Genomic DNA, 20,172 nt, shown 5'->3' on the forward strand with positions numbered 1-20,172 from the left:
ACACGACCAAGCACAACCCGAAGGGTTCTCATGCGTGACGTGAACGAGGATCCGGCGTACGCCGGCCGCCGGGCGATCGCCGAGTCGATCGAACGGGGTGACGGCGGACTCGGCGTGGCCGGCCTGCTGGCCAAGGTGCGGGCCGCGGGCGCGGCGACCGAGCCCGCCCCGGCCCCGGCACCCGACCTGGACGGCCTCGCGGCGGCCATCGCCACCGCGGCGGGCCGCCACCTGCCCTCCGGCCGGCTGGCGCCCGACGCCGACTTCTTCGACGCGGGCGGCACCTCCGTCGGCGCGGTGGAGCTGATCGCCGAACTGGAGGGCGACCTGGGCATCGAGGTCGGTCTCGACGAGGTCTTCGCGGACGCCCGGCCGGTCAGCCTGGCCCGGCGCTGGCTGCCGTTGCTCGGGGGCACGCCCGCACCGGCGTCCTCCGCCGTGCCGGCACCGCTTGCCGCCCCGGCGGTCCCCTCCGCCGGGACGTCCCCGGCCGAGATGGCCCCGGACCCGTCGGGCGTGGCCGCCCAGGCGCCGTGCACACCCCTGGCCACCCCCGTCCCTGCCCCCGGCACCATCCCCGTCACGTCGCCCCGCACCCCGCCCGCCGTGCCGAGCAGCGCGTACCGGGACGGCGACCCGCACTCCCGGGCCCGGCAGGAGGACCTCGAACAGATCCTGGCCGACCTCGCGCTCGCCGACCGGCTGCCGTTCACGGACGTCCCCGAGCCGCTGCCGCCCCGTCGCATTCTGCTGACCGGCGCCACCGGCTTCCTCGGCAGCCACATGCTGCTCGACCTGCTGCGGCACAGCGACGCCCATGTGTACTGCCTGGTCCGCGCGGCCGACGAGACGGCCGCGGCCGAACGGCTCGGCGCACAGCTGCGCAGCTACCGGCTGCCGTGGTCCGCGGAGGTGCGCCGCCGCATCACCGTGCTGCCCGGTGACATCCGCCGCCCCCGCCTGGGCCTCACCGACGAGCAGTGGCACACCCTCGCGCACGAACTCGACAGCATCGTCGGTGTGGCGGCCGCCGTGGACTTCCTGCGCGGCTACCAGTCGCTGCGCACCAGCAACGTCCTCGGCGCGCTCACCCTCGCCGAACTCGCCGCGACCGGCCGCCCCAAGCCGCTGCACCACATCTCGTCCATCGCGGTGTTCAACGAGGTCGGCATCACCTCGATGGGCGAGGACGACCCCCTCGCCCACGCGGACCGGCTCATCGCCGGCTACGACCAGTCCAAGTGGGCCGCCGAGGTGGCCCTGCGCCGCGCCCGCGACCACGGACTCGTCGTCACCGCACTGCGCCCCGGCGGGATCGGCGGCCACACCCGGACCGGCGCGTACAACCCGCAGGACCTCAGCAGCGGCCTGATCTCGGCCTTCGGCCGCTTCCGTACCGTACCGGCGTTCCGCTACCTCAACGCCGCCCCGGTGGACTGGGTCAGCCGGGTCGCGGTCGCCGCGATCTGCGAGCCCGACGCCTGGGGCTTCGACTACAACCTCACCGGCGTCCCCAACACCCTGGACGACGTCGTACGGGACATGGCCTTCGGCGGCATGCACGTACGCGTCCAGGACTGGGACGAGTGGCGCACCGACACCCTGGCCCGCCTGGAGGCCGGGCCGGTACCCGAACTCGCCTTCCTCTCCCGGGTGCTGCAGAGCCCCGCCGCGCTGAAGCTGTGCGAGGCGACCCTCAAGGGCCCCGCCGCGGGCGCCGAGCGCACCGACGCGCTGGTCGCCGCGCTCGGCCTCGCGCCCGCCGCCCGCTACGACGCCCAGGCCCAGCTGAAGACCTTCGAGAAGCTCGCCGACGACGGCCTGGCCCGGCTCCCGCACAAGGACGACCAGCCCTACCTCTGGTTCGCCGAGACGACCGAGGGCACGGTGGGCCCGGTCGGAGCCGCCGCGGAGACCCCGTGCTCGATGGCGCTGACCCTGTCCATCGCGAGCATGTACCAGCTGGTCAAGGAGCGCCGCGTGGACGTCACCGGCGAGGTCACCTGCACCGCGATCCACCCCGATCCGCTGACCGTCGAGCGCGGCGACGTCTGGGTCCGCCCCGACGAGGGCATTCCGCAGCAGCACGGCCTCAGGCACCAGCTCCTGCGCTACCGGCTGACGTTGCGCGACGCGGACGGCGGCCTGTGGTGGCTGGAGGGCCGCAAGTACGCCCGGGCCCGCCGTGACCTGTGGCGGCAGACCCGCGCGCTCACCGTGGAGATCGGCCGCGAGGGCGAGTCCGCGAGCCTGCTGGGCGAGGTCGTCGTGCCCGCCGACTCCTACGTCCGCGACCAGATCGACGGCATCAGGGTCGACCCGCGTCTGACCGGCCAGGAGAAGCGCGCCGCGAAACTGACCTGGCTCGCCTGGTTCGGGCTGGAGATGGGCCGCGGCCTTCTCGCCCCGTTCACCCGGGCCGCCGCGGACCTGCTCGACCTGCGTCGCACCCCCACCCTCACGGAGCACCACCGATGATCTTCAGGACCACTCCCTCCCGGACGGCCCGCCCGGCGCTGCGCAGGGTCCGCACCACCGCGTCCCTGCGCCCCCTGCGCCACCGCCTGGACCCGGCACGCATCGAGGAGATCCCGTTCCGCGCGAGCGACGGAGTCCGCCTCGGCCTGACCCGCGTGGACACCGGCGACCCGACGCGCCCTGCCGTTCTGCTCCTGCACGGGCACACCGCCTCCGCCGACATGTTCCTGCTGCCCGAGACCCGCAACCTCGTCGACGTCCTGCTCGACGAGGGCTACGAGCCCTGGCTGCTGGACTGGCGGGGCAGTTGCCGGCTGCCGTACAACGAGACCGGCCGCCGGTACACCTACGACGACGTGGCGCTCCACGACATCCCCGAGGCAGTCGCCCACATCCGTCAGCGCATCGGAGAGCGGCCGCTGTCCGTGGTCGCCCACTGCATCGGCTCGCTCACCCTGTCGATGAGCCTGGCGGCCGGGCTGGTCCCGGGCCTGGCGGGTGTGGTGTCCCAGGGGGTGTTCCTGACGCCGAAGCTGGCGGGCCGGACCTCGCTCAGGATGTCCGTGGCGGGGGAGCTGCTGAAGACCCGGATCGACCACATCCCGGTCGACTTCCGCAAGGTCGGCCTGTGGTCGAAGTACACCCCGCTGTTCGCCCTGGCCTCCCGCAGGGCGAGCTGCCCGGACCCGACCTGCCAGATCCTGCACAACTCGGCCTGGGGCACGGGCGCCTCGCTGTTCGTGCACGAGAACCTGGACGGCGCCACCCACGACCGGCTCGCCGAACTCCTCGGCCCCGCACCCCTGTGGATCCTGCCCCACCTGCGCCGGATCGAGCTGGCCCGCAGTGTGGTGCGCTGGCACGACACCGACCACCGCTACCGGGCGCTGCCGCCCAACGCGCTGGACGCCGCGGACCGCATCGACACCCCGGTGCTGCTGCTCGCGGGCAGCGAGAACGGGCTGTGGCTGGACTCGCAGCGGCTCTGCCACGAGGTGCTGGCCCGTCGGCAGCCGCAGCTGGACGTCTCCTACACCGAGATCCCCGGCTACGGCCACCTGGACACCTTCCTCGGCCGGGGCGCCGCCCTCGACGTGTTCGGGCACATCCTCGAATTCCTCCGCGGACACCGGTGAGAATTCAAGGGCCGACGGCGGTGACGGAGGCCCGTAGGGCCGGTTACCGTACCGGACAGTAACCGGAACGCACCCCAGGAGGCCCCATGCCGCAGCTCGAAGTCGACGGAGCGGCCCTGACGTACGACGACGAGGGCCCCCGCGACGCCGAGGACGTGCCGCTGGTCTTCGTCCACGGCTGGACGGCGAACCGGCACCGCTGGGACCACCAGCTGGCGCACTTCTCCGCCGGCCGGCGGGTGATCCGGCTGGACCTGCGCGGGCACGGCGAGAGCACCGGGGCCGGGGTGCGGACGATCGCGGAGCTGGCGAGGGACGTCCTCGCCCTCCTCGATCATCTGAAGGTCGAGCGGTTCGTGCTGGTCGGCCACTCCATGGGCGGGATGATCTCGCAGACCATCGCCCTCTCCCACCCCGAGCGGGTGGAGCGCATGGTGCTGGTCAACTCCATCGGCAAGATGACCTACAACCGCGGCCGGGGCCTGCTGATGTCGGCCTCCACCCTGGTGCCGTACAAGATGTTCGTCGCCACCAACATCCAGCGGGCCTTCGCCCCCGGCCACCCGCGCGAGGAGGTCCGCAGGTACATCCGCGACTCCGCCGGCACCCCGCGCGAGGTCGTCATGACGCTGTACGGCGCCATGCGGGCCTTCGACGTCCTCGACCGCGTCGGCGAGATCCGCACGCCCACCCTGATGGTGCACGGCTACCACGACATCCAGCTGCCGGTGCACCAGATGCTGCGGATGGCCAAGGCGTACCCGGACGCGGTCGTCCGCATCCTCGACGCGGGCCATGAGCTGCCCGTGGAGAAGCCGGCCGAGCTGACCGCGGCACTCGACTCGTTCCTGACGCCGAGGCCGTGACGCAGGAGGCGGTTGGTGAAGTTTTTACCCGTGGCCGGTTCCTGCCGCCGCCGGCCCGGACGCACGGCGCTCCCCGGATCTCGCGCAGGCAAAGCGCGTCCGAAAAGACCGGGGAGCGGAAATCGCCCGCCTTGCCTGCCGCGCCTGCCTGACGGACGCTCGTCATATAGGTGCTCGATACAACTGGTTCCGCGGCCGCCGTCCGCCCACCCCGGAAAACGCAGGTGAGCGGGGGGTTGGCCGCGGGCCGGAGGCAGGAGGTAGCGCATGTGCGGCATCACCGGATGGGTCTCCTTCGACCGCGACCTCACCACCGAGTCCACCGCACTGGACGCGATGACCGAGACGATGGCCTGCCGCGGCCCGGACGACCGTGGCACCTGGGCCCAGGGCCCCGTCGCACTGGGGCACCGCCGGCTCGCCATCATCGACCTCCCCGGCGGCCGCCAGCCCATGTCCGTCGACACCCCCGAGGGCGCCGTCGCCCTCGTCTACTCCGGTGAGGCGTACAACTTCACCGAACTGCGCCGCCAACTCGCCGACCGCGGCCACCGGTTCACCACCGACTCCGACACCGAGGTCGTCCTGCACGCCTACCTGGAGTGGGGCGACGCCGTCGCCGAGCGGCTGAACGGCATGTACGCCTTCGCCGTGTGGGACGGCCGCCGCGATCAGCTCGTGATGATCCGCGACCGCATGGGCATCAAGCCGTTCTACTACCACCGGACCCCGGACGGCGTCCTCTTCGGCTCCGAGCCCAAGGCGATCCTCGCCAACCCGCTCGCCCGCCCGCGCGTCGCCCTGGACGGCCTGCGCGAGATGTTCACCATGGTCAAGACCCCCGGACACGCCGTCTGGGACGGCATGCACGAGGTCGAACCCGGCACCGTCGTCACCGTCGACCGCGACGGCCTGCGCACCCGCGTCTACTGGCGCCTGGAGACCCGCCAGCACACCGACGACCGCGACACCACGATCTCCACCGTGCGCTCGCTCCTCGACGACATCGTGCGCCGCCAGCTGGTCGCCGACGTCCCGCGCTGCACCCTGCTCTCCGGTGGCCTCGACTCCTCGGCGATGACCGCGCTCGCCGCCCGGCAGCTCGCCGAGCACGGGGAGAAGGTCCGCAGCTTCGCCGTCGACTTCGTGGGCCAGACCGACAACTTCGTCGCCGACGAACTGCGCGGCACCCCGGACACGCCCTTCGTGCACGACGTGGCCCGGCTCGCCCGCACCGACCACCAGGACATCGTCCTCGACGCCCAGTCCCTCGCCGACCCGGCCGTGCGCGAGAGGGTGATCCGCGCCCGCGACCTGCCGGTCGGCATGGGCGACATGGACGCCTCGCTCCTGCTGCTCTTCCGCGCCATCCGCGACCAGTCCACCGTCGCCCTGTCCGGCGAGTCCGCCGACGAGGTCTTCGGCGGCTACCTCCAGTTCTTCGACGAGGAGGCCCGTCGTGCCGAAACCTTCCCCTGGCTGGTGGGCTTCGCCGGCCACTTCGGGGACGACACCGAGATGCTCCGCCCCGACCTGGCCAAGTCGCTGGACCTGGAGACGTACATCGCCGACGGCTACCGCAGCGCCGTCGCCGGCATCCCACGCCTCGACGGCGAGAGCGACCTTGAGTTCCGGATGCGGCAGATCTGCCATCTGCACCTGACCCGCTTCGTCCGGATCCTGCTCGACCGCAAGGACCGGATGAGCATGGCCGTCGGCCTGGAGGTCCGGGTGCCGTACTGCGACCACCGGCTCGTCGAGTACGTCTACAACACCCCCTGGTCGCTGAAGTCCTTCGACGGCCGGGAGAAGAGCCTGCTCCGCGAGGCCACCGCGGATCTCCTGCCGCGGTCGGTGTACGAACGGGTCAAGAGCCCCTACCCGTCCACCCAGGACCCGCGGTACGCGCGTGCCCTCCAGGAGCAGGCGGCGGAACTGCTGGCCCGGCCCTCCCACCCCGTCTTCGACCTGGTCGACCGGGAGCGCGTCCGGGAGGCCGCCGAACGCGACACCCCCGTCAGCACCCAGGCGCCCCGGCGCGGCCTGGAGCGCGCCCTGGACCTCGCCCAGTGGCTGGACATCTACTCCCCGGAGCTGAACCTCAGCTGACGCCGAGCGCCCGGTCCGCGGCCGCGGCCGTCGGCCGCCACCAGGTCGTCACGGGCTCCCACACCCGCACGTCGCGTCCGGTGCCGAGCTGCGCGGCGGTGAAGGTGCGGCCCCACTGGGACGCCGACGCGGCCACCGTGATCGAGTCCGCCCGGCGCGCCTCCGGGTCCGCCGGGTCGGCGATGGTGCGCAGGGCCGCGTAGCCGGTCTTGCCCGCCCCGAGCCGGTACGTGCCGGTGCCGACCGGCGGCACCGGCAGTGCGGCCCCGTCCAGGCCGCCGAAGGTCACCGTGGGCACACGGTCGACGGTGCAGGCGTGGCTGCCCCGGTTGCTCACGCCGACGCGGACCAGCGTCGGATCGTGGGGGTCGGCCTTCGCCCGCACGGTGAGCGCCTTCTCCGCGCACCGGGCGGGCGCGGCGTGCCCCTCGGCCGCCTGGCTCTGCGGCGCGGCCAGCAGCAGGGCCGCGGCAGCGGCGGAGACGGCGGGTACGGCGATGGCGGCGCGGATGCGCATGACGGGTGTCCCCCTGTCGGGTACGGGTACGGGTACGGCGGGCCCAGGCGCGCCTGCCTGGTGTGACGTCGGGGACGTCCTGGAGGTTGTGCCGGAATCGGCCCTGCTACCCGGTTGCGCCATTCCTGTCATCAGTTGGTGGTGTTCGTGATGGAGCTCCAGGCCTTGCCGTCGGCCGGGCAGGAGCTGCCGCTGGACGGCAGGGACCCGTAGAGCAGGAAGTCGTCGATCGTGCGGTGCACACACGTGGACGACGAGTAGCCGGTGTGTCCGTCGCCCTTGTTGTCGAGCACCACGGCCGCCGGGCCGAGCCGCCGGGCCGTCTCCTCGGTCCAGCGGTACGGCGTGGCCGGGTCGCCGCGCGTGCCCACCAGCAGCATCCTGGCCGAGTGGAGGTCCTTCACCCGGTCGCGGATGAAGTCCGTGCCCTTCGGGCGGCCGTAGCACATCAGCAGCTGGGTGAGCCGGAAACGGCCGAAGACCGGGGACGCCTGGTCGTAGGACGCCTGCAGGTCCTTCAGGTCCTTGGTGATCCGTGCGGCGGTGGGGCGGTCGGGGTCGTCCGCGCAGTTGATGGCCATCAGCGCGGCCGGCAGATTGTCCGCGGGGACGTCCTGGGCGTCCACGAGCCCGCCGCCGCGCCGCTTGCCGTCAGAGCCCTTGCCCCGGCCGTCCTGCCGCACGGGCGGGGCGAAGGCTCCACCGGAGGAGAAGCCGAGCACGTGCCGCGTGTCGCCGTCCTCGATCAGGGAGCCCAGCGCACGCTCCAGGGTCGGCCACATCTCCTTGCTGTAGAGGGCCTGCCCGATGGCGCCCACCAGGTCCTGCCCGGAGAACGCGCCCCCGAAGTCCGTGGGCACCGGGTTCTCGTCCAGCGAGCGCACCAGCCGCAGGACCTGCTGCCCGGCCGACCGCGCGTCCTGCCCGAACGGGCACGCGATGTCCGTCGTGCACCAGTCCAGGAAGTCGTCCAGCGCCGTCTGCTGTCCCTCGGCGCCCGCCACCCCCTGCTCGGACAGCGGCTCAGTCAGGGTGTCCACGCCGTCCAGGGCCATCCGGCCCACCGTGTGCGGGAACAGCGACGCGTACACGGCACCGAGCCGTGTGCCGTAGGAGAACCCGAGGTAGTTCAGCTTCTTGTCGCCGAGGGCCTGGCGGATGACGTCCATGTCCCGGGCGGCGTTCACGGTGCCTATGTGTGCGAGGACCGGGCCGGAGTGCCTCGCGCACCGGTCGGCGGACTGCCGCAGCTGCTTCAGGAGCACCTGCGGCCGGCTGATGTCGGCGTTCCCCTCGGGCGCCGTCGTCACCTCGTCCTGGCCGTCGCCGCAGCTGACGGGGGAGGACCGGCCGACACCGCGCGGATCGAACGTGACCACGTCGTACCCGTTGGTCAGATCCATGTACTGCTTGCCGCCCGTGGCGAGTTCGTTGATGCCCGCGCCGCCGGGCCCGCCGAAGTTCAGCAGGACCGAGCCCCGCGAAGGGCCGGTCGCCCGGTAGCGGGCCAGGGCCAGGTCGAGTGTGCCCGAGCCGGGGTGCGCGTAGTCCAGCGGGACGGTCACCTTCGCGCACTGGAGATCCTCGGCCCTGTCCGCGCCCTTGCAGGCGGCCCATACGGCCTTCTGCCGGTAGAAGCGGGACAGGTCGGGTTGCGGCCGGTCGGCCGCGGCCGCGGGCAGCCCCGCCCCGAGCAGTGCCAGAGCGAGCACTCCGGAGCCCGCGCAGCGCCGCACGGTGGGCCGTGTGGACAGCTTGGCCAGCATCGATAGCCTCCCGGGGCGCATCCGCTGCGGACCGGGACGACACCCTCGCTCACCATATGCGGGCCCGGTGAGGGCCGCCTCCGGGCGAGCGGGACGGTGCCCGATGATCTATCGTTCGCGCCCTCCATTGCGATTGGTGATCATTCGAGGACTTTACGTGCGATTCGAGTGATCATGTCACCCGGTGGGGTGAAAAGCCGAAAAGCCATAACCCGAACGAGGCGCCCGCGTTTTATCCGTCGCGGGTGAGCGCCCGCGACGATGTCTGGAAGGCAGGGAAACCTATGAGACGGGCAACCCGAAACGGTGGGATCGCCGTCGTCGCCGCCTCCGGCGCGATGGCCGTGGCGATGCCGGTGTGCGCCGCCTTCGCGGCCGACGGGGCCGCGGCCGACGGCTCGGCGGTCGACTCGCCCGGTGTGCTCTCCGGCAACACCATCCAGGTGCCGGTGCACGTACCGGTGAACGTGTGCGGAAACACCGTCGACGTGGTGGGGCTGCTCAACCCCGCCGTCGGCAATGCGTGCGAGAACGGCGGCACCGACAAGGACGGGTCGGCCGCCTCGGGCGGCGCCTCGGCGAAGGGCGGCACGCAGGACTCGCCCGGCGTGCTCTCCGGCAACAGCGTCCAGCTGCCGGTGCACCTGCCGGTGAACGTCAGCGGCAACAGCGTCAACGTGGTCGGCGTGGGCAACGCGGCCGTCGGCAACCACTCCGCCAACGGCTCCACACCCACACCCACACCCACCCCGAAGGCGCCGGCCCCCGTCAAGTCGCACCCGGGCCCGCACACCCCGCAGCCCGCCCCGCGGCCGGCCGGGGCCGCCCTGGCCCACACCGGAGCGGACCTGACCGCCCCCGCGGTCGCCGGCAGCGCCGCACTCCTCCTCACCGGAGCGGTCCTCTACCGCCGCTTCCGCCCCGGCCGGGACCGCTGACCCGACCCGGCGGGCCCCACCGGACGCCGGCCCGGTGGGGCCCGAGAAAGCGCCGTTCCGCTGCTGCGCGTGTCCAACACAGCCCGCAGCCGGGCGGTTTGAGGCACGCAACGTCTGATCCGGGCGTGGCGCGGGCAGGGTGTGATCGGAAAGGATGCTGAGGGTGAGGTCGGCGCAGCGCGCCGTCCGGCACATCCGACCCCCATGGAATGGAGCGCACCGATGACCTCTCCGGCCCCCCAGGACCTCGTCGTCACGCAGGCCACCCTCGCCGACTGGGCGGTGGTCGGCGAGTGGGCGGCCCAGGAGGGCTGGAATCCCGGGCTGTCCGACGGTCCGGCCTTCTTCGCCCAGGACCCCGGAGGCTTCTTCGTCGGCCGGATCGACGGGGAGCCCGTATCGGCCATCTCCGTCGTCAACTACGGCTCGGACTACGCCTTCCTCGGCTTCTACCTCGTCCGCCCCGATCTCCGCGGCCACGGCCACGGCCTCACCACCTGGAAGACCGCCCTGGCCCACGCCGGAGACCGCGTCGTCGGACTGGACGGAGTCGTCGCCCAGCAGGACAACTACCGCCGCTCCGGTTTCGAACTCGCCCACCGCACCACCCGGTTCACCGGCACGGCCCCCGAGGCCGTGGCACCCGCCGGTGTCCGCCCCGCCGGGCCCGCCGACCTTGCCGCGCTCACCGCCTACGACGGTGCCTGCACTCCGGCCGACCGCCCGCGTTTCCTCGCCGAGTGGCTGACCACCCCCGGCCACCGCGTGTTCGTCCGTCACGACGGCGACCGGCTCACCGGCTACGGCGTGATCCGCCCCGGCCGCGACACCCTGCGCATCGGCCCTCTCTTCGCGGACACCGCCGAGGACGCCCGGGCCCTCTTCGCCGCGCTCACCGCCGATGCCGCCGGGCAGGAGGTGGCGATCGACGTCCCGGAGCCGAACGCGGCCGGTGTCGCCCTGGCCGAAGAGGCCGGTCTGAGCGCCTCGTTCGAGACGGCCCGCATGTACACGGGCCGGGTCCGCGACCACGCCGCGGAGCGGGTGTTCGGCGTCACCACGCTGGAACTCGGCTGAGCGACGTCCGAAGCCGGCGCCGCCGGGCGGTCCGAGTCGGCGCCCGGCGGCGGTCGGAGCCGGCCTCTGGGGACGCCCGCCCCCCGGTCTCCGGGACGCCCGCCCCCCGGTCTCCGGGACGCCCGCCCCCCGGTCTCCGCGGACGCCTGCCCGTCGGCGACGGACGGGTCAGGACCCGATCCGCCGCACAGGCCCTAATCCTGTTGCCCGGCCCGGGTGCGGATGCTGGAGTGGGGCCATGGATCATGCCGCGGTGCTCGCCCGCTACGACCAGGACATGCGCGAGGGCGCCCGGCCCGACGGGCCCGGAGCCCGCATCGAGCGCAGCGGCGCGATCGTCCGCCAGGTCGCCGACGCGCAGGGCTGGAACGGCGTCCTGTGGTCCGCCCTGGACGCGGAGACCGCGGGCCGGGCGATCGGCGAACAGGTCGCGTACTTCACGGGCCTGGGCCGTGACTTCGAGTGGAAGCTGTACGGCCATGACCGTCCGGGGGACCTCGGCGCCCGGCTCGCCGCCGCCGGGTTCCGGGCCGAGCCCGAGGAGACGCTCATGGTCGGCGAGGCCGCCGGGCAGGCCCTGGACGCCGAACCGCCCGCGGGTATCCGCTTCGTCCGAGCCACCGATCCGGCCGGTGTCGGCCTGGTCGTGGACGTGCACGAGAAGGCCTTCGGCACCGACGGCACCCGGCTGCGCCACCGGCTGCTCGCCCGGCTGGCCGCCGACCCCGGCACGGTCGTCGCCGTGGTGGCGCTCGCCGGTGACGAGCCCGTCAGCGCCGCCCGCATGGAACTGGTGACCGGCACGAGCTTCGCCGGACTCTGGGGCGGCGGCACCGTCGAGGCCTGGCGGGGCCGGGGCCTCTACCGCGCCCTGGTCGCCCACCGCGCCCGCGTCGCCGCCGCCCACGGCTACCGCTACCTCCAGGTCGACGCCTCACCCATGAGCCGCCCCATCCTGGAACGCCTCGGCTTCCACGCCCTCACCACCACGACCCCGTATCTCCACGGAAGCTGACGCACCCTCACCGGCGGACCCGCGCCCTGTCCAGCGCGGCGATCCCCACGGCCGCGAGGGCGATCTGGATGAACCACTCGATCCAGTCGGGCCCCTTGGTGTCCGCGACCCCGAATACGGCGGCGATCGCCGAGCCCAGCAATGCGGCCACGATCCCGACGACGATCGTCCGCAGGATGCCGATGTGCTGCCGCCCGGGCACGACCAGCCGGCCCAGCACACCGATGACGAGCCCGATGACGATGGCGCTGACGATGCCTGAAATCTCCATGTCCACCCCTCCTCGCCGCGTGCCCCGCTGCTGTGGCATGTGCCCGCTGTCACCGGAGCCAGTCCATCCCGGTTATTGCCGGGACTTTCTGTTCACCCGGCCGTAATGCCATGTACCTTTCAACCAATCGACGCGTGTAGAACCCTCAAGCGGGTTCTACGCGCGCAGACTTGGCGCCCGCACCGCCTCTCTCCCCACCCCTCATGGAGGTTCGCCGGATGCTCGGATCCAGGAGATCCCGCCGCAGATTCACCACCGCACTGGCCGGTCTCGGACTGCTCGTCACCTCGGCAGCCCTGCAGGTCGGCACCAGCGCGGCCCCCGCCCACGCGGCCACCACGCACCGGATCCTGTTCGACAACGCCCACGCCGAGACGGCCGGCAACGCGGACTGGATCATCTCCACCAGCCAGCCCGACCCGCTCGGCCAGGACTCCTCCCCGTCCGCCGAGACCGACTGGACCGGTGCCCTCTCGTCCTGGGGCGTGGCCCTGCAGAAGACCGGCAGCTACAGCCTGAAGACGCTGCCGTCGGGCTCCAGCCTCAGCTACGGCGGGTCGTCCGCCACCGACCTGTCGAACTTCGACACGCTGGTCCTGCCCGAGCCGAACACGCTGTTCACGACCGCCGAAAAGACGGCGATCATGAACTTCGTGAAGAACGGCGGCGGCCTGTTCATGATCTCCGACCACACCGGCGCCGACCGCAACAACGACGGTGAGGACGCGGTCGAGATCCTGAACGACCTGATGACGAACAACAGCGTCGACCCGACCGACCCGTTCGGCTTCTCCATCGACTCGCTGGACGTCAAATCCGGCTACCCGGCCGCGATCAGCGACAGCAGTGACCCGGTGCTGCACGGCTCCTTCGGCACGGTCACCAAGAGCCTGATCGCCGACGGCACCACCGCCACCCTCAAGCCCGCCGACAACTCCGCCGTCAAGGGACTGGTCTACCGCAGCGGCTACTCCGGCAACACCGGCGCCTTCTTCCTGACCTCCGCCTTCGGCAACGGCCGCGTCGCCTTCTGGGGCGACAGCTCGCCCATCGACGACGGCACCGGCCAGTCGGGCAACACCCTGTACGACGGCTGGAACGACTCCGGCGCCACCAACGCGGCCCTCGCCCTCAACGCCACGGCCTGGCTGGCCGGTTCCGGCACCACCGGAGGGGGCGGCGGTGGCGGTGGTGGCACCTGCACCGCCGCGCAGTTGCTGGCCAACCCCGGGTTCGAGTCCGGCGCCGGCTCCTGGACCGCCTCCAGCGGTGTGATCACCAACGACACCGGCGAGGCCGCCCGCACCGGCTCCTACAAGGCCTGGCTGAACGGCTACGGCTCCGCCCACACCGACACCCTCGCGCAGACGGTGACCGTCCCCGCCGGGTGCACGAGTGCCAACCTGAGCTTCTATCTCCATGTCGACACCGCCGAGACGACCACATCGACGGCCTACGACACCCTGAAGGCCCAGGTCCTCGACAGCAGCGGAACGGTGCTGTCGACCCTCGCGACCTACTCGAACCTGAACGCGGCGAGCGGCTACACCCAGCGCAGCTTCAACCTCGCGAGCTACGCGGGCCAGACGGTCACGATCAAGTTCACCGGTACCGAGGGCTCCACCCTCCAGACGTCGTTCGTCGTCGACGACACCGCGCTCAACGTCGCCTGAACCGTGCGGGGGTGGGCCGCCCGGCCCACCCCCGCCGGTCTCAGGAGGCCGGGACCGTCTGCTCCGGCGTGTTCCAGCCCGAGACCCGCACACGCGGCGCCGAGCCGTGCAGATCGGCGGTCCGGTAGGTGGCGGTCAGCGTCACCGACTCGCCCGGCCACAGACCGACCTCGTTGTCCGACCACCGCACCGGCAGCACCGGTTTGCCCTGCGCGTCGACCAGGTGGACGTCCGTGAACAGGGACGGCGTCCGGCCGGCGCCCGTGGTGCGCACGGTCACCGAGGTGGTCGACAGGTCGCCGGACGACGCGGTCGAGGCCGTCGCCGACACCGGCACCTGCGCCATCGAGGAGAGCCCCTTGAGATCGGCGTAGGCGGTCGTCGGCGTGTAGTACCAGTCGGTCTTCGCCCAGTCGAGCGTGTCGGCCTTCGTGGAGAGCCAGTACACGTTCCGGCTCACCTCCTTGCCGTCCGCATCGGTCAGGGTCAGCCGGAGCAGGTACGTGCTCGACAGCCCGGTCACCGACGACGGCAGGGTGAGCGCGGTGCCGTGTGCGCCGTCCCCGTTCACCGTCACCCCGGTGACTGTCTTGTCGTACTTCTGTGTGCCGTCGGCGTTGAACAGCGTGGCCCGCGCGGTGAGTCCGCCCGCGCCGGCGTGCCGGTTGTTCACGACGACGACCGAGCGGTCGTCGTAGGAGTACTGGATGTGCAGCGGCTCGTTCGCCTTCTTGACGCCGAAGTAGGCGCCGCCCTGGTCCAGATAGCGGTCCGCCAGCTGCCAGTGCAGGGAGGTCCAGCCGCTGTTGAACATCCAGTAGATCACCCCGGTGGCGGGCTTGTCGGCGTCCGTGGCGTTGCGCCCGTACGCCTCGTACTGGGCGCGGACGTTCTCGTACTGGGCCAGCTGCGCCTTGCGCACGTAGTCGGCGAGGCCGGTCGGGGCGCCGTAGCGGCCGGTGAGGGCGTTGTCGTAGATCTTGAGGGTGCCGAAGACGGGCGAGGGTGAGCGGTGGTACTGCTTGGCCTCCGGGTTCTTCCAGAGGGTGTCCAGTTCGGCGGGCGTCATCATCCGGCGCAGGGTGTCCAGGGTCGGGATGTCGGGGCCCGCGCTGGTCTCGGAGTTGAAGCCGGTGGCCCCGCCCTCGCGCTTGGCGTACCAGTAGTTCGGCGGGATCCAGTCGTAGGGCCCGGTCATCTTCATGCCCGAACGGCCCAGCTGGGGCGAGGACTTGTCGGAGGCCGCGGAGACCACGGGGGTGGGCCAGTCGGCGGCCTTCAGGGCGTCCAGGTAGTTCTTCTCGATCGTCGCGTCGGGTGCGAAGTCGCTGCCGATGAGGAAGGAGATCACGCTGGGGTGGTCGCGCAGCCGGGCGGCCTCGGCGGCCATCGACGCCTTGGCGACCGGGTAGTCGGCGGCGGTCCACTTGTCGCCGGACTCGCCGTCCCCGTTGACCTGGCCCTCCCACTTGTCGCAGCACTCCCAGCCGGGCAGCGTGAGCACGCCGTAGCGGTCGGCGAGGTCGAAGAACTCGTCCGGCTCGATGTGGCCCTCCAGCCGGATGGTGTTCAGCCCGAGGTCGAGCGCGTACTTCAGCCGGTCCGCCACATAGCCGGGGTCCCAGCGCAGGAACTCGTCCGGGGACCAGCCACCGCCCTTGATCAGCAGTGGGCGGCCGTTGATCCGGTACTGGCGGGCGCCGTCGGAGTTCAGAGGCGCCTGCACGTCGCGGATGCCGAAGCTCTCGTGGGCGGTGTCCGAGACCGTGCCGGACACGGACGCGGCGAGGTCGAGGTCGTACAGCGGCTGCCCGCCCATGCCGGCCGGCCACCACACCTTCGGGGAGGCGAGGTGCAGGCCGGGGACGTCGGCGGGGGAGAGGGTGACGGTCTTCGTCTCGTGCGCGGCGAGCGGCACGGACGTGCTGAAGCTCGTCCCGGCCACGCTGCCGGTGATCTCCGCCGTGACCGGCGATCCGCTGTCGTTGCGGGCCTGTGCCCTGACGGTCAGGTCGGCGGTGGCGAGCGACGGCACCGCCAGCTTCGTCACCACGTGCGCGTCCCGCAGCGCCACCGGGCCGCCCCGGCGGACCAGGACGTCGCGGACGATGCCCATGTTCCGGTCGGGCGGCGGCTGGAGCCAGTCGATCCAGCCCATGGTCAGGTTCTTGTTGGGGTCGTTGGGCTGGATACGGAAGGCGACGGTGTTGGTGCCGGACTTCACCAGCGGCGTGATGTCCAGCTCGTGACGGGTGTAGGCGCCGGTGACGTCCGCGGCCTTCGCCGCCTGCCGGCCGTTGACGTAGACGTCGGCCGCCGAGACGACACCGCCGAAGTCCAGCAGGGTGCGGCGGGAGGTGTCCGCGACGGTGAAGTCGGAGCGGTACCACCAGGGGACCTCGAAGTCCGCCTTCGGGATCTTCTGCTGGTCGGTGGAGTGGAACGGATCGGGGTAGCGGCCGTCGGCCAGGAGGGCGGCCAGGACCGTGGAGCGGGGGCCCGCCGGGTACCAGCCGGTCGCCGGATAGCCGGGGGAGGAGACGTCCGCGGCGGAGTCGGTCACCTTCGCCGTGGACTGGATCGCGTACCCGTCGAGCGGGGTCGTTGATCCCGCGGCGGACGGGACGCGGGTGACCGCGGCCCGTGCGTGCGGCGCCGGGTGCCGGTCCCGGGACCCGGCCCAGGCGCTGGTGGAGAGCGTACCGAGCAGGCTCAGGAGGGCGGCGGCCGTGACGATCCGGCGTCCGGAGGCGGGGCGAGGGAACACGGTGGTCTCCAGCCTCGTAAAGTTAGGAAACTTTACTAACCTGGCTCAAGGTAAGGGGCGCCGAAGGACGTGTCAACGACCGTGGCCGCCGGATCCCGCCGGTCGGGCGCGAACGGTCAGCCCGCTTCCGCCCTGCGCTCGAACACCAGGTCACGCGCCGTGCCCAGCGCCGTTGCCACCGCGCCCAGCAGCACCGCGTCCTCGCCGAGCCGGCTCGGGGCTATCCGCGGGCGCAGCGGGGTCAGTGCGCGCAGCTGCTCGCCGACCGGCCTCAGCAGCAGGTCCACGCTGTGGCCCACCCCGCCCCCCAGTACGACGAGGTCCGGGTCGAGCACCGCGGCCGCGGCCGCCACGGTGTGCGCGATCCGCTCGCCCTCCAGCTCCACCGCCTGCACCGCGGCCGGATTGCCCAGCCGGGCCGCGTCGAACACGGCCTTCGCCGTGAGCTGCCCGCTCATCCCGAACCGCCGGGCGGCCTCCACCACGGCCACCCCCGACACCGCGTCCTCCAGCCGCTCGGGCTTCTGCCGCCCCGGGAAGGGCAGGAACCCGATCTCCCCGGCCAGCCCGTGCGCCCCCGTGAACAGCCGCCCCTCGCTCACGACCCCCATGCCGAGGCCGGTGCCGATGAGGATGTACGCGAACAGCCGGCTGCCTGCGCCGACGCCGTACGTGTACTCGCCCAGCGCGGCCAGATTGGCGTCGTTGTGCACCTCCAGCGGGACGCCCAGCTCCTCGTGCATCCGGTCGAAGAGTCCTGCGCGGCCCCATCCCGGCAGGTGCATCGCGTACCGCACCCGCCGCTGCTTCTCGTCGTAGACCCCCGGAGTGCCCACCACCCCGTGCACCACCTCGGCCGGGTCCACGCCCGAGTTGCCGATCACCTGGCGGGCCGTGCCCACGACCAGATCGGCGAGCGCGGCGGAGGTGCGGGCGCGGTTGCGTACGTCGGCGCGCGCGACCACCGTCCCGTCCAGGTCGACGACCGCCACGCGCAGCCAGCCGCGTCCGATGTCCACCCCGAGGGCGTGACCGGCGGCCGGGTCCGGGGCGTACAGCACGGCGGTGCGCCCGCGTTCGGGAGCCTGGGTGCCGACCTCGTGGACCAGTCCGGCCGCCTCCAGCGAGGCCAGCGCGCTGGACACCGTGGGCTTCGACAGGCCCGTCTCGCGGGCCAGTTGGGCGCGCGAGGCGGAGCCGAGGCCGCGCAGCCGGTCCAGGAGCAGCCGCTCGTTGGTGCTGCGCAGGCGTCGGCGGTTCCAGGGCTGATCCTGCTGCGCTGCGACGTCACGGGCGACCATCACACCATTCTCATCCATCCCCGGTGGATACTTGACGCATCTAGTAAGGCTCCTTAACTTTATCGCCCAGTCAGCCCGGCCGGGTGAACAGCCACCTCGAACGCGGAACATGCGCCCGTCGCGTCAGGAGTCCTCCATGTCCGGTAGTCCGCCACCCACGGGTGGTTTCGTCCGCCGTGTCGGCCTGTTCCAGGCCACGGCCATCAACATGAGCCAGATGTGCGGGATCGGTCCGTTCGTGACGATCCCGCTGATGGTCGCCGCGTTCGGCGGCCCCCAGGCGGTCATCGGATTCGTCGCGGGGGCCGTGCTGGCCCTCTGCGACGGGCTGGTGTGGGCCGAGCTGGGCGCCGCCATGCCCGGATCCGGCGGCAGTTACGTCTATCTCCGCCAGGCCTTCCAGTACCGCACCGGCCGTCTCATGCCGTTCCTGTTCGTGTGGACGGCGATGCTCTTCATCCCGCTGATCATGTCCACCGGCGTGGTCGGTTTCGTCCAGTACCTCGGCTACCTCGCCCCCGGCCTCGGCCGGACCCCGGGCGACCTGATCGGCCTCGGCGTCATCGCCCTGGTCGTGCTCCTGCTGTGGCGCGGCATCGAGCACATCGCGCGCATCACCGCCGTGATGTGGGCGGTGATGATCGCCTCGGTCCTCCTGGTGATCGTCGCCGCGGCCACCGACTTCAGCCCCCACCTGGCGTTCACCTACCCCGCCCAGGCCTTCGACCTGACCGGCAGCCACTTCTGGCTCGGCTTCGCCGCGGGCCTGACCATCGGCATCTACGACTATCTCGGCTACAACACCACTGCCTACATGGGCGCCGAGATCAAGGACCCCGGCCGGACCCTGCCGCGCTCCATCCTCCTCTCGATCCTCGGCATCATGGCGATCTACCTGCTGCTCCAGATCGGCACCCTCGGCGTCGTCGACTGGCACCGCATGACCGACCCGAACGACATCGCCTCCACCTCCGTGGCCTCCGCCGTGCTGGAGAAGACCTGGGGCAAGGGCGCCGCCGACACGGTCACCGTGCTCATCCTGATCACGGCCTTCGCCTCGGTCTTCACCGGCCTGCTCGGCGGCTCCCGCGTCCCCTACGACGCCGCCCGCGACCGGGTCTTCTTCCGTCCCTACGAGAAACTGCACCCCAGGCACCGTTTCCCGACGCTGGGCCTGGCGACCATGGGCGTCATCACGGCGGTCGGCTTCCTCATCGGCCGGCACACCGACCTCGCCACCCTGATCCAGCTGCTCACCACGGTGATGGTGATCGTCCAGGCGCTCGCCCAGATCCTGGCGCTCACGGTCCTGCGCAGGCGGCAGCCGCAACTGCGCCGGCCGTACCGCATGTGGCTCTATCCGCTGCCCAGCATCGTCGCCCTCGCCGGCTGGTGCGTGATCTACGGGTACGCCGACAAGAACTCCCCGGGCCGCCACCCCATCGAATGGTCCCTGGCCTGGGTCGCCCTCGGCTGCGCCGCCTTCTGGGTCTGGGCACGGCTGGAGAAGGTGTGGCCGTTCGGTGAGAAGGAGATCGCAGAGGAGTACCAGGCCCTTGAAATGAGCTAGGATCAGGGCCAGTTGTACAGGCCTCCCCGGTCCGGACCCCGAAGTCCGCCGGGGAGGCTTCGTATATGAGCGAAAATCTTCCGACGGACCTGATCGTCCGTCCCGCGACCCCCGAGGACCGGCCCACCGTGGAACGGTTGTGGCCGATGTTCCGCCACGACCTGTCCGAGTTCCGGGGCACCCTGCCCGCGCCCGACGGCTCCTTCACCAGTGACAGGCTCGTGTCCGCCTTCACCGGGCCCGGCTGGGCTCCGTACCTGATGACCTGCGGTGAACGCCCGGTCGGCTTTGCGTTCGTGCGCGGCCTCGACGGCCCGGTGCGGGTGCTCAACAGCTTCTTCGTCGTCCGTGGCGCGCGTCGGCAGGGAGTCGGCCTGCGGGCCGTGCGGGAGGTGCTGCTCCGGCATCCCGGCCCCTGGGAGATCGCGTTCCAGCACGACAACCCGGCCGCCGTGCGGTTCTGGCCGAGGGTGGCGCGGGAGTTGGCCGGAGATGCCTGGACGCGCGAGCTCCGGCCGGTGCCCGACCGGCCGGAGCTGTCCCCGGATGTGTGGATCTCGTTCGCGGTGCAGGAGAGGGCCGTGAGGGCCTGACGTCCGCCGGGCCCTGGTAGCGCCAGCCGGGCAGGGCGGGAATGCCGTGCTCGCCGAGGAACTCGACGGTGGCCAGCACGTCCGGGCCGGGCGGC

Annotated in this window: 15 protein-coding genes; 10 read left to right on the forward strand and 5 right to left on the reverse strand. The window is 72.1% G+C overall.

Translation table 11 applies throughout. The features are described from left to right. Nucleotides 1–30: 30 nt before the first annotated feature. From AB0H32_RS14375 to asnB, 4 genes are all read left to right on the forward strand, one after another. A complete protein-coding gene (locus tag AB0H32_RS14375) occupies nt 31–2,478 on the forward strand; it encodes a thioester reductase domain-containing protein (RefSeq protein ID WP_361119270.1) in 2,448 nt (815 codons plus the stop codon). Further along, the gene (locus AB0H32_RS14380; RefSeq protein WP_361119272.1) at nt 2,475–3,614 is read left to right on the forward strand and encodes an alpha/beta fold hydrolase; all 1,140 of its coding nucleotides are present in this window, start codon (nt 2,475–2,477) and stop codon (nt 3,612–3,614) included. Before AB0H32_RS14375 ends, AB0H32_RS14380 begins: the two co-directional genes overlap by 4 nt. 86 nt (nt 3,615–3,700) lie before the next feature. Beyond that, complete coding sequence (locus AB0H32_RS14385; RefSeq protein ID WP_361119274.1) at nt 3,701–4,480, forward strand: alpha/beta fold hydrolase; 780 nt, start codon at nt 3,701–3,703, stop codon at nt 4,478–4,480. 267 nt (nt 4,481–4,747) lie between these two features. Continuing rightward, entirely contained in the window at nt 4,748–6,589 is a 1,842-nt protein-coding gene (gene asnB / locus AB0H32_RS14390; protein WP_361119276.1) for an asparagine synthase (glutamine-hydrolyzing), read from the forward strand. On the opposite strand, the gene AB0H32_RS14395 is transcribed toward asnB, so the two are convergent. Further along, complete coding sequence (locus AB0H32_RS14395; protein WP_361119278.1) at nt 6,582–7,106, reverse strand: DUF4232 domain-containing protein; 525 nt, start codon at nt 7,104–7,106, stop codon at nt 6,582–6,584. The two genes, asnB and AB0H32_RS14395, sit on opposite strands and share 8 nt — an antisense overlap. A 131-nt stretch (nt 7,107–7,237) precedes the next feature. After that, nucleotides 7,238–8,872 (reverse strand): alpha/beta hydrolase, encoded by a 1,635-nt coding sequence (locus AB0H32_RS14400; RefSeq protein WP_361119280.1) that lies wholly within the window; start codon nt 8,870–8,872, stop codon nt 7,238–7,240. Between the two features lie 284 nt (nt 8,873–9,156). Here AB0H32_RS14400 and AB0H32_RS14405 point away from each other — a divergent pair, with 284 nt between their 5' ends. The 3 genes from AB0H32_RS14405 to AB0H32_RS14415 all read left to right on the forward strand — a co-directional run bounded on the left by AB0H32_RS14405 (nt 9,157) and on the right by AB0H32_RS14415 (nt 11,902). Next, on the forward strand, nt 9,157–9,810 hold the full coding sequence (locus AB0H32_RS14405; RefSeq protein ID WP_361119282.1) for a chaplin: 654 nt from the start codon (nt 9,157–9,159) through the stop codon (nt 9,808–9,810). Nucleotides 9,811–10,032: 222 nt separating this feature from the next. Then, nucleotides 10,033–10,887, forward strand: coding sequence for a GNAT family N-acetyltransferase (locus tag AB0H32_RS14410; RefSeq protein ID WP_361119284.1), 855 nt, complete (start codon nt 10,033–10,035; stop codon nt 10,885–10,887). A 238-nt stretch (nt 10,888–11,125) separates the two neighbouring features. Beyond that, a complete protein-coding gene (locus AB0H32_RS14415; RefSeq protein ID WP_361119286.1) occupies nt 11,126–11,902 on the forward strand; it encodes a GNAT family N-acetyltransferase in 777 nt (258 codons plus the stop codon). A gap of 7 nt (nt 11,903–11,909) precedes the next feature. Here AB0H32_RS14415 and AB0H32_RS14420 read toward each other — a convergent pair whose 3' ends face one another. Next, the gene (locus tag AB0H32_RS14420) at nt 11,910–12,173 is read right to left on the reverse strand and encodes a GlsB/YeaQ/YmgE family stress response membrane protein (protein WP_361119288.1); all 264 of its coding nucleotides are present in this window, start codon (nt 12,171–12,173) and stop codon (nt 11,910–11,912) included. A gap of 218 nt (nt 12,174–12,391) precedes the next feature. On the opposite strand from AB0H32_RS14420, the gene AB0H32_RS14425 reads away from it, so the two are divergent. After that, nucleotides 12,392–13,846: a hydrolase gene (locus AB0H32_RS14425; RefSeq protein WP_361119290.1), complete on the forward strand. Its 1,455-nt coding sequence runs from the start codon at nt 12,392–12,394 to the stop codon at nt 13,844–13,846. Nucleotides 13,847–13,886: 40 nt separating this feature from the next. Here the strand turns inward: AB0H32_RS14425 and AB0H32_RS14430 are convergent, their stop codons facing one another. Beyond that, nucleotides 13,887–16,613 carry an exo-beta-D-glucosaminidase gene (locus AB0H32_RS14430; RefSeq protein WP_361119292.1) on the reverse strand — a complete coding sequence of 909 codons (2,727 nt, stop codon included), beginning with the start codon at nt 16,611–16,613 and terminating at the stop codon, nt 13,887–13,889. 116 nt (nt 16,614–16,729) lie between these two features. Continuing rightward, nucleotides 16,730–17,914 carry an ROK family transcriptional regulator gene (locus AB0H32_RS14435; protein WP_361119298.1) on the reverse strand — a complete coding sequence of 395 codons (1,185 nt, stop codon included), beginning with the start codon at nt 17,912–17,914 and terminating at the stop codon, nt 16,730–16,732. Nucleotides 17,915–18,050: 136 nt separating this feature from the next. Here AB0H32_RS14435 and AB0H32_RS14440 point away from each other — a divergent pair, with 136 nt between their 5' ends. Both AB0H32_RS14440 and AB0H32_RS14445 read left to right on the forward strand, forming a co-directional pair. Further along, nucleotides 18,051–19,484 carry an APC family permease gene (locus AB0H32_RS14440; protein WP_361119294.1) on the forward strand — a complete coding sequence of 478 codons (1,434 nt, stop codon included), beginning with the start codon at nt 18,051–18,053 and terminating at the stop codon, nt 19,482–19,484. A 65-nt stretch (nt 19,485–19,549) separates the two neighbouring features. After that, nucleotides 19,550–20,077 (forward strand): GNAT family N-acetyltransferase, encoded by a 528-nt coding sequence (locus AB0H32_RS14445; protein WP_361119296.1) that lies wholly within the window; start codon nt 19,550–19,552, stop codon nt 20,075–20,077. Nucleotides 20,078–20,172: the final 95 nt, after the last annotated feature.

Origin of the sequence: Streptomyces sp. NPDC020362 (assembly GCF_040642095.1) — a bacterium.
In the GTDB taxonomy this organism is placed as follows: domain Bacteria; phylum Actinomycetota; class Actinomycetes; order Streptomycetales; family Streptomycetaceae; genus Streptomyces.